This is a genomic window from Agrobacterium sp. LAD9, from assembly GCF_003031125.1.
GTDB classification, from domain to species: Bacteria; Pseudomonadota; Alphaproteobacteria; order Rhizobiales; family Rhizobiaceae; genus Agrobacterium; species Agrobacterium radiobacter.
Genome location: NZ_PHGS01000025.1, coordinates 537,279 through 552,154 on the forward strand (window position 1 = coordinate 537,279; position 14,876 = coordinate 552,154).

A 14,876-nucleotide genomic window follows, 5' to 3' on the forward strand; every position below is an offset into this window, starting at 1 on the left:
GAGAAGAGCGCGCAACGACCGCTGCGTTGCGCGCCGGGCCTTCGGTCGTCAGGCTGCTGCCGGGCTCACCGTGATCGGGACACCCTTGTAGGAAGGCGTTCCGGAAAGGCGGTCATAATGGCCGAGCGCCACCACCGCATTCATTTCCGGATAATAGCCTGCGGCCGATCCCTTCGGGATATTGTATTCGACGGCGGTGAAACCCTGAACGAGGTGTCGGTCTTTATTTTCTGGGCCGATGCCGTGAATATCGATGCGATCACCATCCTTCAGGCCGCGCTCGGCAAGGTCGTGCCGGTTCATGAAGATGATGTCCCTTCGGCCGAAGACGCCGCGATAACGGTCATCCATGCCATAGATCGTCGTATTGTACTGATCGTGGCTGCGGATCGTGGTCAGCACGAGGGCGTCCGGATTGGAGATGAGCGGATCTTCTTCAAGCCCCGTGGCGACAAGGAAATTGGCCTTGCCACTCTGCGTGTTCCAGCGGCGGAACGAGGCCGCGACATCAAGGCGAAAGCCGCCTTTTATCCGAACCCGGCTGTTGAAATCCCTGAAATCGGGAAAGACCTCTTCGATCTTGTCGCGGACGCGGTCGTAATCGGCAATCAGCCAATCCCAGTCTATTCCATGGCGGCTGCCGATTGTCGCTTTGGCGATGCCCGCGATGATGGCCGGCTCCGACCTGACCAGCTCCCCGGGCGGGTTCAGGAAACCGCGAGAGGCATGCACCATCGACATCGAGTCCTCGACTGTCACGGCCTGCGGGCCCAAGGACTGGGTATCCAGATCGGTGCGTCCAAGGCAGGGCAGGATCAGCGATATCTTCGCTGCCAGAAGGTGCGAGCGGTTGAGTTTTGTTGCGATGTGAACGGCGAGATCGAGGTTGCGCATGCCCTTGAAGGTCGCGCCGGTATCCGACATGGCGACGGCGAGGTTTCCACCAAGACAGATTAGCACCCGGGACTCGCCGGCAATGATCGCCTCGACGGCTTCTATCGCATTGTGGCCTTTTTCCGCAGGGGGACGAAAACCGAAAGCGCGCTCCATGCCGTCCAGCAGCGCCTTGTTCGGGATTTCGGTGATGCCGACGGTGCGGTCGCCCTGTACGTTGGAATGGCCGCGAATGGGCGCTATTCCCGCACCCGGGCGGCCCACATTACCGCGCAGCAGCAGGAGATTTGCGATCTGCTGCACGTTGCCCGTGCCCTTGGCGTGCTGCGTGATGCCCATGCCGTAACAGATGATGACATTGGAGGCGTTCACATAAATCCGGGCAGCGCTTTCAAGCGCCTCCTTCGTCAGCCCGCTGACGGAGCAGATGGTGTCCCAGGAGGTAGCGTCGATGTCGGCGCGCAGTGCGTCGAGACCGTCGGTGTGTTCTTCGATGAAGGTTCGGTCGAGCACACCGGCGCCACCCGCCTTCTGGTTTTCCGCATCCAGTTCGAACACCGCTTTCATGATGCCCTTGAGGGCTGCGAGATCGCCGCCGGTGCGCAGTTGATGGTAGGCGGAGGCGATGGGCGTCGAAGAGAGCGTCGCCATTTCTATCGGGTCCTGTGGCGCGGCGAAGCGTTCCAGCGCCCGTTCCTTCAGCGGATTGAAGACCACGATCGGCACGCCGCGTTTTGCGGCATTATGCAGCGTCGTCATCATGCGCGGATGGTTGGTGCCGGGATTGTGGCCGAAGCTGAAGATCGCATCGGCATGATCGAAATCCTCCAGCGTCACCGTGCCTTTGCCGACGCCGATGGATTTCGGAAGGCCGACGCTGGTGGCCTCGTGGCACATGTTGGAACAATCAGGGAAATTGTTCGTCCCATAGGCGCGCACGAAAAGCTGATAGAGAAAGGCGGCCTCGTTGGACGCCCGGCCGGATGTATAAAATTCCGCCTTGTCGGGGTCGTCGAGCTTGTTGAGTTCCTGCGCGATCAGATTGAAGGCGTCGTCCCACGCGATTGGCTCATAGCGATCGCTTTCGGCATTGTAATGCAGGGGAAGGGTCAGACGGCCGGCATCCTCCAGCTTGTGATCCGTCCATTGCCACAGTTCGGAAACCGTATGCTGGGCGAAAAATTCGGGTCCGGATCGTTTCGCCGTCGATTCCCAGGTGATGGCCTTGGCGCCGTTTTCGCAGAACTCGAAGGATGAGGTGTGTTTTGGGTCGGGCCAGGCGCAGCCGGGACAGTCGAAACCTTCGGGCTGATTTGCCTTGAGCAGCGTCATCGTGCCCTGCGCGACGATCTGCTGGTGCGCGAGCGTTTTCGCAACGGCTTTCAATGCATCCCAACCGCCGGCTGGGTGATCGTATTTTTCAATACCTTCAGGCCGTTCTTCCGCCATGTTGGAATTCCTTCGATTTTGCAGATTGACGATTGTCGTGCCCGCTGAGGCTAACGCAACGGCGAAAGAGTAAACATAATACTCAGGCATAGGTTGCCTTCACGCCTAAGGCCCAAACGAAAAAAAAGGCCGCCTCCTGCGGCGGGGGCGGCCTTGGCGGATCGGGAGGGATCCGCGGCTCCGGGGGAGGGGGACACCGGAGACGATGGCTTCTGCGAGCCAATCGCCCTGGGGCGGGGCGACAGGCGAAAACTATCCCGGGTTCGAAATTGCCGAAACTACACTTAGGTATCGGGTGGACTGTACCAGCAGCCGATTTCTCCCGAGCCATCCTTCTTTCTATCCTCGGTGCCGATCAGACAGCCGCAACAGGGGCGCTCAACAACGGGCGGTCGATTGCAAAAGGAGAACGATCATGGACACGACCACAGCCGCCAAAAACCGCAAGCTTCCACTGGCAACGCCGACCGACCTTGGCGCTGAAGCGAGCCGCGACATCGCCGCTGCGCTGACCGCGCTGCTGGCGGATGTCTTCACGCTCTACATCAAGACCAAGAATTTCCACTGGCATGTTTCCGGTCCGCATTTCCGTGATTATCACACCCTGCTGGACGAACAGGGCGCGCAGATCTTTGCGATGACCGACGACATTGCCGAAAGGGCGCGCAAGATCGGCGGCACGACCATCCGCTCCATCGGCCATATCGGTCGCCTGCAGCGTCTACTTGATAATGACGCCGACTTCGTCACGCCGGAGGATATGCTTGCCGAACTGCGTGAGGACAACAAGCAGCTTACCGCCATCCTGCGGCAAACGCACAGCCTCACCTCCGACCTCAACGACCACGCCACCACCAGCCTGATCGAAAACTGGATCGACGAGACCGAGCGCCGCACCTGGTTCCTGTTTGAAACCACCCGCCGCGCCCGCTGAAACCAGGCAGGAAAACCGAAATGACCGACAATCCTATCGAGCTGGCGCTTTCGAGACGGCATGTTTTGCTGGCCGGCGCCGCGCTTTCCACCGCGATGGCCATGCCATCAACAGCCTTTTCAAAATCCATCCCATCCCGCAACGAAGGAGCATTTCCAATGACCGAATCATTCGTAAAGACCAAGGACGGCGTTGATATCTATTTCAAGGACTGGGGTCCGAAGGATGCCCAGCCGATCGTCTTCCATCACGGCTGGCCTTTGTCCTCCGACGACTGGGACGCGCAGATGCTGTTCTTCGCCCAGAACGGTTACCGCGTCGTGGCCCATGACCGTCGCGGCCACGGCCGTTCCCAGCAGGTGAGCGACGGCCACGACATGGATCATTATGCCGCCGATGCATCCGCCGTTGCCGAACATCTCGATCTCAGGAATGCGGTTCACATCGGCCACTCGACCGGCGGCGGTGAGGTCGCGCGTTACGTCGCCAAATTCGGCGAGCCGCAGGGCCGCGTTGCCAAGGCCGTGCTCGTCTCCGCCGTTCCGCCGCTGATGTTGAAGACGCCTTCCAATCCCGGCGGCCTGCCGATCGAAGTCTTCGACAGTTTCCGCAAGGGCGTAGCCGAAAACCGCGCGCAGTTCTTCCTCGACGTGCCGACCGGTCCGTTCTACGGCTTCAACCGTCCGGATGCCAAAGTCTATCCCGGTGTCATCCAGAACTGGTGGCGTCAGGGCATGATGGGTAGCGCCAAGGCCCATTATGACGGTGTAAAAGCCTTCTCGGAAACCGATCAGACGGAAGACCTGAAGGCGATCACGGTGCCGACACTGGTTCTCCACGGTGATGACGACCAGGTCGTGCCGATCGCAGATTCTGCCGAATTGTCGGTCAAACTGCTGAAGAATGGTACGCTGAAGGTGTATAAGGGGTATCCGCACGGCATGCTGACCACCCATGCCGATGTCATCAATCCGGATCTGCTGGCCTTTGTGAAGAGCTGATCACCGGAAACGGCCGCCGCCGGAAAAAGCGGATGGCGGCCAATTTCTCGCGCGGAAGGAGATTCCGATGCCGTTCAAACCATCTTATGAAGACCTTGCCCTTCGTGACGGCATCGCAAGCCTGCCCGAGATGGAGGATATTCAGCTGGAGCTTCCTCTGTCCCGGCAGGCCGATGCGGAAAACCGGATCGACGCGAACCCGGAGCCGTCGAGCGACGAAACGAAATTTCAGGACTGATCGATGCGATCGCCATCCTCGACGGTAGCTTATTGTATCAGCAACCAGTCAGGCTACATCGAGGTACCGTTTTCGGTTTCGATGGAAAACTCTCGACACAACGCTTCTCCATCAAGTGGCGCAATATCGTTATTCATGATGGAGATCCGAGATGACCAACGCAGTGTCGCTTCTGTCGATCCGCAGGGTTTTGAATGAGTTCTGCGCAGAGAACCGCCTGCCGATCGGCTGCTCGATAGCCGTTGACGCCGCACAATACCTGATCAGGATCGCCTCCACGGACGCCGTGTCCGGATCAATGCTGCGATCTGCGCTGGATCAGTGGATGGCGGAACGTGTCGCGGTTGCGGCCTGAAATCTCCTGGCCTCAGATACGGAAAAAGCCGTTCCTCGACTGGTGTCGAGCGACGGCTTTTTTGGTGCAGAAACGCCCAAGCGTTAAATCGGACAGCAACACGAGGATGTGGTGAAGCGCGGTCCGGGAACCGCGATTCCAGAATGACGTCTCTCAGCGCAGCTTTCTGAAAGCGTCACGAAGCTCTCTTGAGAAAATCCCGGGCTGCTCCCAGGCGGCGAAATGTCCGCCATGATCGACCTGATGATAATAGGTCAGCGATGGATAGGCCTGCCTGCTCCAGCTCTCCGGCGCCTGATAGATTTCCTTCGGGAAAACGGTGATGCCGACGGGGATCTTGATGTCCCTGGTCTTCTGGGCGTCCGCGCTGAAGTTGTTGTTGTTGTTTTCCCAATAGAAACGCGCGCCGGACGCGCCGCTGTTGGTCAACCAGTAGAGAGTGATGTCGTTGAGCATTTCATCCCTGGAAAGCACGCTTTCGGGCTCGCCATTGCTGTCGCTCCATTGCGCGAATTTCTCGTAGATGAAGGATGCAAGACCGACAGGTGAATCCGACAAGGAATAGCCGATCGTCTGCGGTCTTGTGACCATCATTGCGCCATAGGCAGCGTTCCTGCCGAAAAACTCTTTGAGCGAGTCATAGGCATTTCGTTCCTGCGCAGACAGGTCCGCAGGGGCCGGATCACCGCTGTTGATGCCCTTCATGAGCGCACCGGGAACGGTGGCCGGCATATTGAGATGAATGCCGAGCAGACCCTTTGGCGCCTGCCGGGCAAGCGCATCGGAAATGACAGAACCATGATCGCCGCCCTGGGAAACATAGCGCGTGTAGCCGAGGCGCTTCACAAGGGTGTCCCAGGCGCGCGCAACACGGTCCGGTCCCCAGCCCAGATCGGTCGGATGGCCTGAAAAACCATAGCCGGGGATGGAGGGAATGATCACGTCGAACGCGTCTTCGGCTTTGCCGCCATAAGCGGTCGGGTCCGTCAACGGGCCGATGACTTTTGTGAACTCGAAGATTGAACCCGGCCAGCCGTGGGTGAGGATGACAGGCAAGGCGTTGGGATGGCGTGAGCGGACATGAATGAAGTGGATGTCGACGCCGTCGATCGTGGTGATGAACTGCGGCAAGGCGTTGAGTTCTTTCTCGGCATTTCGCCAGTCATAGTCGCTGCCCCAATATCGGACGAGATCCTGAACCCGCGCCAGCTGGATGCCCTGGGAAATATCGCCAACGGTTTCCTTATCCGGCCAGCGCGCATTCCTGATCCTCGCCTTGAGGTCGTCAATCTGCGACTGATCGACATGAACCTGGAACGGCCGAATGCTGTCGTCGGCAGAGGCGGTTTCGGATTGGGGTGGTTTGACAGTCTCAACTGCCAAGGCAGGGGTGAAGGCCATCAACACGGCCATTGCAGACCCAAGGACAATCGCCGTGTTGTGTCCGCCTTTTGCAGGGTGAAGGACGTCGGTCATATTTCTCTCCATATCGGTGTGTTCCGCGACCATTTCGCGTCCGAAACAGGTAGATGTTGATCGTATCCCGGCTGTTTCTTTCGACCTGCTGTTGCGTCACCAAACGTCGGTTTTCGCACGGCTGACACTTCTGGATACAAAGTCGGCCTGAAGCAGAACGGAGAGTGCGCCGGGATCGGCGCTGCAGACTTCTCGCGTTACGGGGTGAGAACGGCTCGCGGTTCGAGCATGCCGTCGAGACCGAAGGCACCAATCTCCCTGCCGATACCGGATTGCTTGAAACCGCCGAAGGGCGCGCGAGGATCATGCGGGGCGCCGTTGATGACGACGCGGCCGGCCATCAGCCTTGTGGCTATGTGTTCGGCACGTCTGAGGTCGGATCCAAGCACATAGGCCTGCAATCCGTAGTCGCTATCATTGGCGATTTCGACGGCCTCATCTTCGTCCTCATAGGCGAGAAGACACAGGACGGGACCAAAGATTTCTTCGCGGGCGATGCGCATTTCGTTCGTGACATCTGCGAAGATTGTCGGGCGGGCGAACCATCCTTTTTCAATCCCGGCCGGTCGTCCGGTTCCGCCTGTCAGCAGGGTTGCTCCTTCTTCGACACCAAGCCGGATGTAAGTCTGGATCCTCTCCCACTGGGCAAGGCTGGCGAGAGGGCCTACCCGAACCTCCGGATCACGGGGATCGCCAACTTTGAATTTTTCAGCCGCCATCCTCAACCGCTCGGCAATCTCGGGGAGACGGGACCGCGGAGCCAGGATGCGGGTACCCGCGACGCAGGCCTGGCCGCTGTTTGCAAAGCCCGACATAAGGGCGACAGGTATGGCCTTGTCGAGGTCGGCATCCGGCAGGATAATGGTGGGTGCTTTTCCTCCCAGCTCCAGAACCACTCTTTTCATGCCGTCGATAGCTGCGCGTTGAATGATCTTTGCAGCCTGGGTGGAACCGGTGAAACTGATGGTCGCAACGTCGGGATCCTGCGTCAGCGCCGCACCGACCACCGGACCCGTGCCGTTGACAATGTTGAAAACCCCTGCCGGCAGGCCGGCCTGATGCAGCCTTCTCACCAGAATATCCGTCTGAAACGCACTCTGTTCGGCCGGTTTGATGACAAGGGACGAGCCGGAACCGATTGCATGCGCAAGCTTGGTGGCGATAAAACCGAAATTGCTGTTCCAGGGCGTGATGGCGGCGAGAACGCCGCGCGGCAGCATCTTGACCGTGCTTTTGCCCACGACCCGGTCAAAGTCGTAGTTCGCCACGGTCTCAGCCATAACATCAAAAATCGACGCTGCGTTTTGAACGGAGAAAGCCGTGAAATAAGCGGGCGCGCCGTATTCTTCGGTCATGACCTGCGTGAGCTCATCCGGTCGCTCTGCGATCGTATCGCGCAGGCTGCGCAGCATATCGATACGCTGCGCCTTGGTGGATGTTGCCATGGCGGGAAAAGCGCGTTTCGCGGCTGCCACTGCGGCCCTTGCATCATCGGCGTTGCCAAGCCGGACATCGCCGATTTTTTCTTCCGTTGCCGGATTGAAAAGGTCCAGCCGTTCATTGCCGTCTGGCACCACAAATTTACCGTCGACATAGATGTGTTCAATTGATCGCATTGATCTGGCCTCGTTTAAGATGGTTGGAAATCCGGCTCGTCTGGCCGCCGCGGAACGCGCTGGAGGCGCGCCGCATGGGTCGCAAGCAGGCTTCCTTGAGTTGATCAGAGGGATGGCAGGAAGAGGTTGAAACGCGAAAACGGCTGCGGCGGGCGCCGAGCCGTTCCCTTGTGGTCACATCGATGAAACTGCGCCCAGAAGTCCTGCAAGCGGCGAGGGCTCGTCGGATGTAGCATCATATACGCACGGTGCTGCGAATATCGCCGCAAACACGATGGCGACGACAAACGCACGGGCGGAAACAATCGGCTTAAGCGAGCTTGAGCGTAACATCGATGTTCCCCCTGGTTGCCTTCGAATAGGGGCAGATCTGGTGGGCATCCTCGATGATGGCCTGTGCTACGGGACGATCGATCCCGGGCAGGCTTACCGACAGGCGAGCCTGCAGGAAGAACTCGCCGCCCGTCGTGCCGAGGTCGACTTCCGCATCGACGGCGGTGTCGGCGGGAAGCCGGAGCTGGTGTTTCGCCGCCGCCTTTGTCATGGCGCCGATAAAACATGCCGACCAGCCGGCTGCAAAAAGCTGTTCGGGATTCGTGCCCGGCTTTCCGCTGCCCGGAGGCGAGAGCTTGATGCCCAGCGCGCCATCATCGCTTTGCGCCGATCCGTCACGCCCGCCGGTCGTGTGGGTCTTGCCGGTATAAAGAACAGTCTCGATCTTGGTCATGGGAGGCTCCTTTCATTTGCCGCTGCTGCGGCGTTTCGTGATAGGAGCTTTGTGATGGATCAGCGTATCCGGCATGTTTCCGGAAACTGCGAAACTGTATCGAAAAGTATCGGCGCTTTGTCGCTGGTTATCGTCGACCCGCATCCCTGTCAGGGAAAGGCCACCTCGGCCGCAAGCCCGCCGCCCTGCCTGTTATAGAGGCGAACCGAGCCGCCGATCGTTCCGGCGAGCTGCTGCGCGATCGCCAGTCCGAGACCTGTTCCGCCCGTGTCGCGGTTTCTCGATGTTTCAATCCGGAAGAAGGGCTGCATGGCATTTTGCAGCATCTCGTCGGGGATGCCCGGCCCCCGATCGAGCACCGTGATGACCACGCTGCCTTCAGCACGCCGGTCCACTTTAATTTCGGCGCTGCCGGCGAATTTGAGGGCGTTATCTATGAAGTTCGTCATGATTCTTCGCAATGCATGTGGCTTTGTCGACGCGGTGCCGCGCACCATGCCGGCAACTGTTACGGCTTTTCCGGTATCCTGATAGTCGTAGGCGATGCTGTCGATGAAAGAGGCCAGATCGATACGGGAGGATTTCTCGCCATTGCCGTGAGCGCTGCGTGCGTAAGCGATCCCATCCTGCACCAGGCGTTCGATTTCACGCAGGTCACTGACCAGCTTTTCCTTTTCCGGCGTATCGTCTGCCATATCGGCCCGCAACCGCATCCGGGTGATGGGCGTCTGCAGGTCGTGCGAAATCGCCGCAAGAATCTGGACACGCTCCTCGAGATATTGCGCGACGCGATCGCGCATGGCGTTGAACGCGCGGGCGGCGTGGGCAACTTCGCTTGGGCCGCTCTCACTCATCGGCAACCCCTTTTCCCCCGGATCCAGCGCTTCGGCTGCCGCAGCCAGCGCGCTGAGCGGTCTGGTCGTCTGTCGCACTGCAAACCAGGTGCAGAGGAGGAGAAGCGCCATCTGCGCGGCGAAGACATAAGGCAGCCATTCCGCCAGGGGCATCACGCCGCGCGGTGTCACGTCGATTGTCAGGGGCGAGCCGTCCGACAGCGTCAGATGCGCCTGAAGCCGCTTGCCGTCGCCGGGAATGGACTCGACCCTGACGGGAAAACGGTGTCCCGCGGCCTCCTCGATCCTCTGCGCAATTTCAGCGCCACGGCCGGACATGTCGGAAACGCCGGGAAGACCGGGGCCGAGGACGAGTTGATAATTGCTGCGGCTCAGGCGATGGACCCATTGCGCCCGCTCTTCCGCAGGCAGGCGGTCGATGATGGCGATCGATACCGCCAGATCCTGCTCCAGAGTGCCGAGCATGACCGCCTTTGCCGACATATATCGTTCGGCAAAGAGGATGCTGAACGACAGGCCGTAGGCAATGGCGAGGCCGGCAAAAAGGATGATAAAAAGTCTGGACCGCAATGAGCGCGGCCACCAGCCGGCGAGCAGGCGCGGGCCGTTCATATCCTCGGCTCCGAAATCTCCACGGGCACCGCAAAGACATAACCCTCCGCCCGTACCGTCTTGATGTAGATGGGTTCGCGCGCGTCATCCCCCAGCCGCTGGCGCACGCGGCTCACGAGAAGATCGATCGACCGGTCGAAAAGCTCGGCATCGCGTCCCTGGGTGAGATTTAACAGCTGGTCCCGGTTGAGGACGCGCTGGGGATGATCGATGAAGACCCTGAGAAGCCGGTATTCAGCCCCGCTCAAGGCAACGGTCGTGCCCTCCCTGTCGAGCAGGTGACGGCCCACCGTGTCGAGGCGCCAGTCACCAAAGGTCAGGAGCTGCCCGGCCTCGCTGATCTGCAGATTGGGAGGCAGCATCCGCGTGCGGCGCAGGATGGCCTTGATCCGCGCAAGAAGCTCACGGGCAGCGAAGGGCTTCGACAGATAGTCGTCGGCGCCCATTTCGAGCCCGATAATGCGATCCATCTCGTCATCGCGGGCGGTCAGCATCAAGACCGGCGTGGCTTTGTGTTTCCCCGCCCGCAGCTCACGGCATAGGACCAGCCCGTCATCGCCAGGCATCATCACGTCGAGCACGATGAGATCGACGGTATTGCCGTCGAGAAAACTTCTCATCTGCCGTCCATCGGCCGCCACGCTCGTGCGCAGGCCGTTCTTCTTCAGGTAGCTGGAGACCAGCTCCCGGATTTCCCTGTCGTCGTCCACGACGAGAATATGGTCGATATGTTCCATTGGATGCCTTCGTCGTGCGGACGGTTCGAGTGGCCCGCTACCGCGTCCCCTGCTGTCACATGCAGTAAGACAACGGTTCGCGGGCTTCGGCAAGTTTAAAGCTTTGCGACATCCAGAACAGCCCTCGCAAAAGCCTCGGGCGCTTCCTGCGGCAGGTTGTGACCGATGCCGCCGCTGATGTTGCGATGCTGGTACTTGCCGGAAAACTTCGATGCGTAGGCGGAAGGATCCGGATGCGGCGCGCCGTTGGCGTCGCCTTCCAGCGTTATCGTCGGCACGGTGATGACGGGAAGTTTCGCAAGCTGGCGCTCGTAATTATCGTATTTGGCTTCCCCGTCGGCCAGTGCAAGCCGCCAGCGGTAGTTATGGATGGTGATGGCCACATGGTCGGGATTGTCGAATGCGGGGGCCGAACGATTGAAGGTCTCATCGCTGAATTTCCAGGTCGGAGATGCCGTCTGCCAGATCAGGCGCACGAAGTCGCGGGTGTTGGCGGCATAGCCCGCACGGCCGCGTTCCGTCGCGAAATAGAACTGATACCACCAGGAGAGTTCCGCCTTGGGCGGAAGCGGCTTCCTGTTGATCTCCTGGCTGCCGATAAGATAGCCGCTGACCGATACGAGCCCGGTGCAACCTTCGGGCCAGAGTGCGGCCATGATGTCGGCGGTGCGAGCGCCCCAGTCATAACCGGCCACGACGGCCTGTTTGACGCCGAGCGCGTCGAGAAAGGCGATCATGTCGACCGCAAGCGCCGCCTGCTGTCCGTTGCGTGCGGTGTCGTCCGAGAGAAAACGGGTCGTGCCATATCCGCGCAGATAGGGGATGAGTACCCGATATCCAGCCGATGCAAGGATGGGCGCGACATCGACATAGCTGTAGATGTCATAAGGCCATCCGTGCAGCAGCAGCACGACCGGGCCGTCTGCGGGGCCGGCTTCTGCATAACCGACGCTGAGTACGCCCGCTTCAACCTGCTTCAGGGCGCCAAAGGAGGTGGCTCCGTCGCGTCCGGTTGACGGCTGAGGCGAAGGCGCTTCGCCCTTGGCATGAGCAAGGCCTGCGGCCCCGAATTCGACGGCGGCAACCGTCATTGCGGCAATGCCGAAGAAGCGGCGGCGCTGGAAATTGATCTCGGAATTCATTGCTGTCTCTCCTGTCCATGTTGGATGCGGGCAGGTAACGCGGTGCGTGTATCCTCGATGTGTCCCAAGGGGGACGAATGTGAATGGTTTTGTAGCAGGGGGCATTCCCGATACAGACTGATACATTCGGTCAGCCCTCCGGACGCAATCAGCCGCCCCGGTGTCTGGGGCGGCTGTGTTGGATTTCGAGGCGGGCGCGGTTTATTTCGCGGATTGCCGGGCGGCCTGTTCGATGACGTCTGCGACCTTTTCGGGCTGGGAGGCGAAGACCGCATGGCTTGCCGCAATCTCGGTCACCGCACTGCCGGCGCGCTTGGCCATGTCGCGCTCGAGATCGGGGTTGATCGAGCGGTCCTGCGTTGCGACAATCGACCAGCTTTTCTTGGTTTTCCAGGCAGGCTCGCCGGCTTTGGCGGCAAAGGCGGCCTTGGCGGCGAAGACCTGACTTCTTGCCATGAAGGCGGCGTCCTCACGCGGCAGATCGCCGGCGAAATCTTGTCCAAAGACGGCGGGATCGAGATAAAGGAACGCGCCATCCTTCGTCGGCTTGATGCCGTTGCCGGCCGGCGGTTTCGAGCCGGCGAGGTCGAGAAGGCTCTCTCCCTTCTCCGGTTGGAAGGCGGCGACATAGACCAGCCCGGCCACATCCGGTCGGTTACCCGCTTCCGAGATCACCATCCCGCTGTAGCTGTGCCCGACAAGCAGGCTCGGCCCCTGCTGGAGATCGAGAACACGGTTGGTGGCCGCCACGTCATCGGCAAGAGAGGTGATGGGCTCCTGCACGATCGTGACGTTGAAACCACGGCTTTCAAGGATGTCTGTCGCCCTGCGCCAGGCCGAACCATCGGCCAGCGCGCCATGGACTATGACGATATTCTTCACCTCTGCCGCCTGTGCGGCAAAGGCGATCAGTGCGGTTGCGACGGCAAGCGCGAATTTTGGCATGAGACGATGGTGCATCATATTTCTCCTTTTGGTTTTGATGGGAACGGGAGGAAAATCCGGGTCAGCCGAAAGTGAAGGCATAGGCCTGCGCGCCGGGGTCGAGGAAGCGGATGGCAAAGGTTCTCGCTTCGACGGCGCCGGACTGGCGGACGAGCTGGTAAAGACGGGTTGAGGTGACGACGCCATTGCCCTCCGCATCCGTGTCGGCGCCATGATCCGCACCCGGCGGATGCCCGTCGATGGTGACCTGGAAACGAACCGGTTTTCCGGCTGCATCCGGCCCAAGGACCAGGTGCAGGTCACGGGCGCTGAAGCGATAGGTGATGCCGCCATCAGCCGCATCAAGTGTGGCCGCCTCCGCGCCAACCGTCCAGGTGCCGGAAAGTCCCCATTCGTTGAGGGAAGGCGTCTTGACGGAGTAGTCGCGCGGCGTGTCTGCACGCATCGCCTCGTTGGATGCGAAGCTTCGAGCCTGCCGGTAGCCTATATAGGTTTCGCCCGAGCGCATGTGCCCGATATCCGCACCGGCTTCGGCTCCTGTCGCCTCCGGGCTCACCGGCGCGCTGGCGGAGGCGCTGCTGCCGGCCTCGCGCAGCAGGTCCTGGATCGCCTCTTCGGTCTGCCGGTAATTGCCCTCGCCGAAATGGTGGTAACGGATCTGGCCCCTGGCATCGATCAGGTAATGCGCCGGCCAATAGCTGTTATCAAAGGCGCGCCAGATCCTGTAGTCATTGTCGATTGCCACCAGGTAATCGATCTTGAAGCCGGCGACGGCCTGTCTGACATTGTCGATCTTCTTTTCAAAGGCGAATTCGGGGGCGTGAACGCCGATGACGACGAGGCCCTGATCCCGGTATTTGTCCGCCCAGGCACGCACATAGGGAATGGTGCGGATGCAGTTGATGCAGGAATAGGTCCAGAAGTCGATGAGCACCACCTTGCCACGCAATTGCTCCCGCGTGAGCGGCGGGGAGTTGAGCCACTCGACGGCGCCATCGAGGGATGGGGCCTTGCCCTCAACCGGCAGCTCCGACCGGGCCGCGGCAGCGCTGGCGCCTGCCGCCGTCGCCACTTCAGGCGCTTTGGCGGTGTGGAGCCGATCGAGCACCTGCTGTTCGAAGGATGCCGTGCTCGCATAGGAAATCTGCGACAGGAAACCCGTATCCAGCCCGAGCGCGATGACCGCGACGCCGGCAAGCACCGCCGCGCCAAGCGCCTGGCGGATCCGCTCGCTGAAACCCAGAGACCGCTTCATGGCCGCAAATACCCTGCCGCCGACGAGGATGGCGACGGCAAGCGAGGTCGCAGCCCCGGCGGCATAGGCGGCAAGCAGCAGGCTGGTTTCCAGATTGGCCCCCTTCAGGGCCGCACCCGTCAGCACGAGCCCGAGGATCGGTCCGGCGCAGGGCGCCCATAAAAGGCCGGTGGCAATGCCGAGCATCAGGGAGCCCGCAACCGTCGGCATTGCCCCGGGCTTGCCGGCGGCATTGGCGAGCCGGTTGCCGAGTTCGACGACCGGACGGGTGATGATGCTGGCCGCACGGGGCGAGACCAGCCCGACACCGAAGACCGCAAGCAGCGCAAGAGCCGCGAGCCGGCCATATTCATTGGCGCTGATTGCCCAGCTGCCGCCCACCGCGGCCAGTGTCGCGACGGCGCAAAAGGTTGCCGCCATTCCCGCGAGCAGGGGCAGCGTGCTGCGCAGGAACGGTTGCCCCGCCCGCGCAAAAACGAAGGGAAGGATGGGCAGGATACAGGGGCTGAGAATTGTCAGCGCCCCTCCGAGATAGGCAATGACCAGAAACGTCATCATCTTTTCCTTTCAGGCAGGAGTTCGGGGCTCCGGGCGGCGAAGGCGACCCGGCGATGGCGCCAATTTCCCGGCCTCACGTATCC

13 protein-coding genes are annotated in these 14,876 nt (G+C 60.7%); 4 read left to right on the forward strand and 9 right to left on the reverse strand.

Annotated elements, in window-relative coordinates; translation table 11 throughout:
* Window positions 1–48: 48 nt before the first annotated feature.
* A complete protein-coding gene (locus tag DA915_RS23930; protein WP_107677507.1) occupies window positions 49–2,343 on the reverse strand; it encodes an FdhF/YdeP family oxidoreductase in 2,295 nt (764 codons plus the stop codon).
* 415 nt (window positions 2,344–2,758) lie between these two features.
* On the opposite strand from DA915_RS23930, the gene DA915_RS23935 reads away from it, so the two are divergent.
* The 4 genes from DA915_RS23935 (at window position 2,759) to DA915_RS23945 (ending at window position 4,871) form a co-directional block, all read left to right on the forward strand.
* A complete protein-coding gene (locus DA915_RS23935) occupies window positions 2,759–3,277 on the forward strand; it encodes a Dps family protein (protein WP_060723817.1) in 519 nt (172 codons plus the stop codon).
* Between the two features lie 20 nt (window positions 3,278–3,297).
* Window positions 3,298–4,278 (forward strand): alpha/beta fold hydrolase, encoded by a 981-nt coding sequence (locus DA915_RS23940; RefSeq protein ID WP_107677508.1) that lies wholly within the window; start codon window positions 3,298–3,300, stop codon window positions 4,276–4,278.
* A 67-nt stretch (window positions 4,279–4,345) separates the two neighbouring features.
* Entirely contained in the window at window positions 4,346–4,516 is a 171-nt protein-coding gene (locus DA915_RS29040; RefSeq protein WP_192886645.1) for a hypothetical protein, read from the forward strand.
* Between the two features lie 151 nt (window positions 4,517–4,667).
* Window positions 4,668–4,871: a hypothetical protein gene (locus DA915_RS23945; protein ID WP_080865005.1), complete on the forward strand. Its 204-nt coding sequence runs from the start codon at window positions 4,668–4,670 to the stop codon at window positions 4,869–4,871.
* Window positions 4,872–5,024: 153 nt separating this feature from the next.
* On the opposite strand, the gene DA915_RS23950 is transcribed toward DA915_RS23945, so the two are convergent.
* The 8 genes from DA915_RS23950 to DA915_RS23985 all read right to left on the reverse strand — a co-directional run bounded on the left by DA915_RS23950 (window position 5,025) and on the right by DA915_RS23985 (window position 14,790).
* Window positions 5,025–6,347 carry an epoxide hydrolase family protein gene (locus tag DA915_RS23950; RefSeq protein WP_107677509.1) on the reverse strand — a complete coding sequence of 441 codons (1,323 nt, stop codon included), beginning with the start codon at window positions 6,345–6,347 and terminating at the stop codon, window positions 5,025–5,027.
* A gap of 197 nt (window positions 6,348–6,544) precedes the next feature.
* Window positions 6,545–7,963, reverse strand: coding sequence for an aldehyde dehydrogenase family protein (locus DA915_RS23955; RefSeq protein ID WP_107677510.1), 1,419 nt, complete (start codon window positions 7,961–7,963; stop codon window positions 6,545–6,547).
* A gap of 310 nt (window positions 7,964–8,273) precedes the next feature.
* A complete protein-coding gene (locus tag DA915_RS23960; RefSeq protein WP_107677511.1) occupies window positions 8,274–8,690 on the reverse strand; it encodes an organic hydroperoxide resistance protein in 417 nt (138 codons plus the stop codon).
* A 149-nt stretch (window positions 8,691–8,839) separates the two neighbouring features.
* Window positions 8,840–10,156, reverse strand: a complete 1,317-nt coding sequence (locus tag DA915_RS23965) for an ATP-binding protein (protein ID WP_107677512.1) — start codon at window positions 10,154–10,156, stop codon at window positions 8,840–8,842.
* On the reverse strand, window positions 10,153–10,893 hold the full coding sequence (locus DA915_RS23970) for a response regulator (protein ID WP_026372362.1): 741 nt from the start codon (window positions 10,891–10,893) through the stop codon (window positions 10,153–10,155). The genes DA915_RS23965 and DA915_RS23970 overlap by 4 nt, the downstream gene beginning before the upstream one ends.
* A 95-nt stretch (window positions 10,894–10,988) precedes the next feature.
* Window positions 10,989–12,035 (reverse strand): alpha/beta fold hydrolase, encoded by a 1,047-nt coding sequence (locus DA915_RS23975; RefSeq protein WP_107677513.1) that lies wholly within the window; start codon window positions 12,033–12,035, stop codon window positions 10,989–10,991.
* Between the two features lie 201 nt (window positions 12,036–12,236).
* On the reverse strand, window positions 12,237–12,995 hold the full coding sequence (locus DA915_RS23980; RefSeq protein ID WP_065656079.1) for an alpha/beta fold hydrolase: 759 nt from the start codon (window positions 12,993–12,995) through the stop codon (window positions 12,237–12,239).
* Between the two features lie 46 nt (window positions 12,996–13,041).
* Complete coding sequence (locus tag DA915_RS23985) at window positions 13,042–14,790, reverse strand: cytochrome c biogenesis protein DipZ (protein ID WP_192886646.1); 1,749 nt, start codon at window positions 14,788–14,790, stop codon at window positions 13,042–13,044.
* Between the last annotated feature and the right edge of the window lie 86 nt (window positions 14,791–14,876).

Coding starts and splice junctions, on each gene's coding strand:
- DA915_RS23930 (WP_107677507.1), bottom strand. CDS start 2,343: ATGGCGGAAGAACGGCCTGAAGGTATTGAAAAATACGATCACCCAGCC.
- DA915_RS23935 (WP_060723817.1), top strand. CDS start 2,759: ATGGACACGACCACAGCCGCCAAAAACCGCAAGCTTCCACTGGCAACG.
- DA915_RS23940 (WP_107677508.1), top strand. CDS start 3,298: ATGACCGACAATCCTATCGAGCTGGCGCTTTCGAGACGGCATGTTTTG.
- DA915_RS29040 (WP_192886645.1), top strand. CDS start 4,346: ATGCCGTTCAAACCATCTTATGAAGACCTTGCCCTTCGTGACGGCATC.
- DA915_RS23945 (WP_080865005.1), top strand. CDS start 4,668: ATGACCAACGCAGTGTCGCTTCTGTCGATCCGCAGGGTTTTGAATGAG.
- DA915_RS23950 (WP_107677509.1), bottom strand. CDS start 6,347: ATGACCGACGTCCTTCACCCTGCAAAAGGCGGACACAACACGGCGATT.
- DA915_RS23955 (WP_107677510.1), bottom strand. CDS start 7,963: ATGCGATCAATTGAACACATCTATGTCGACGGTAAATTTGTGGTGCCA.
- DA915_RS23960 (WP_107677511.1), bottom strand. CDS start 8,690: ATGACCAAGATCGAGACTGTTCTTTATACCGGCAAGACCCACACGACC.
- DA915_RS23965 (WP_107677512.1), bottom strand. CDS start 10,156: ATGAACGGCCCGCGCCTGCTCGCCGGCTGGTGGCCGCGCTCATTGCGG.
- DA915_RS23970 (WP_026372362.1), bottom strand. CDS start 10,893: ATGGAACATATCGACCATATTCTCGTCGTGGACGACGACAGGGAAATC.
- DA915_RS23975 (WP_107677513.1), bottom strand. CDS start 12,035: ATGAATTCCGAGATCAATTTCCAGCGCCGCCGCTTCTTCGGCATTGCC.
- DA915_RS23980 (WP_065656079.1), bottom strand. CDS start 12,995: ATGCACCATCGTCTCATGCCAAAATTCGCGCTTGCCGTCGCAACCGCA.
- DA915_RS23985 (WP_192886646.1), bottom strand. CDS start 14,790: ATGACGTTTCTGGTCATTGCCTATCTCGGAGGGGCGCTGACAATTCTC.